This is a genomic window from Rhodobacter capsulatus (assembly GCF_005144475.1).
Taxonomy (GTDB): Bacteria; Pseudomonadota; Alphaproteobacteria; order Rhodobacterales; family Rhodobacteraceae; genus Rhodobacter; species Rhodobacter capsulatus_C.
This window is the reverse complement of record NZ_SWJZ01000036.1, coordinates 1-943: the sequence shown is the minus strand read 5'-3', so window position 1 is coordinate 943 and position 943 is coordinate 1. Positions and strand designations below refer to the sequence as shown.

Here is a 943-nt window from a genome sequence, read left to right as displayed (position 1 = left end):
CGAGGGCAAGCGGCTCGACTGGATCACGCCCTATACCAAGGTGAAGAACACCGATTTCACCTTCGGCAAGGTCTCGATCAAATGGTATGAAGACGGCGTGCTGAACGCCTCGGTCAATTGCATCGACCGGCATCTGCGCGACCGCGCGCTGCAGACGGCGATCATCTTCGAGCCCGACGATCCGACCGAACCGGCCCGCCACATCACCTACAAGGAGCTCTCCGAGAAGGTGAACCGGATGGCGAATGTGCTGCTGTCCCAGGGCATCATGCGCGGCGACCGGGTGGTGATCTATCTGCCGATGATCCCCGAGGCCGCTTACGCGATGCTGGCCTGCGCCCGGATCGGCGCCATCCATTCCATTGTTTTCGCGGGCTTTTCGCCCGATGCGCTGGCGAACCGGATCAATGATTGCGGCGCCAAGCTGGTGATCACCGCCGATACCGCGCCGCGCGGCGGGCGGCGCACGCCGCTGAAAGCGAACACCGATGCGGCGCTCTTGCACTGCTCGGACAAGGTGCGCTGCCTTGTCGTCAAGCACACCGGCGATCAGATCAGCTGGGTGCATGGCCGCGACGTTGATCTGCTTTACCTGATGGAACACGTCAGCCCGGAATGCCCGCCGCGGCCGATGAATGCGGAAGATCCGCTCTTCATCCTTTACACCTCGGGCTCGACCGGCAAACCCAAAGGCGTGGTGCATACGACGGGCGGTTACCTCGTCTATGCGGCGATGACGCATCAGTACACCTTCGATTACAAGGACGGCGACGTGTTCTGGTGCACCGCCGATGTGGGCTGGGTGACGGGGCACAGCTACATCATCTACGGGCCCTTGGCGAATGGCGCGACGACGCTGATGTTCGAGGGCGTGCCGACCTTCCCCGATGCGGGCCGGTTCTGGGCAGTGTGCGAAAAGCACAAGGTCAATCAGTTCTACACC

The 943-nt window shown here is 62.4% G+C and carries 1 protein-coding gene; it reads left to right on the top strand.

Features of this window, described 5'->3' with window-relative positions:
• Positions 1–943 (top strand): AMP-binding protein (locus FBT96_RS09825; protein WP_169583367.1); only part of this gene is annotated, 943 nt, incomplete at both ends.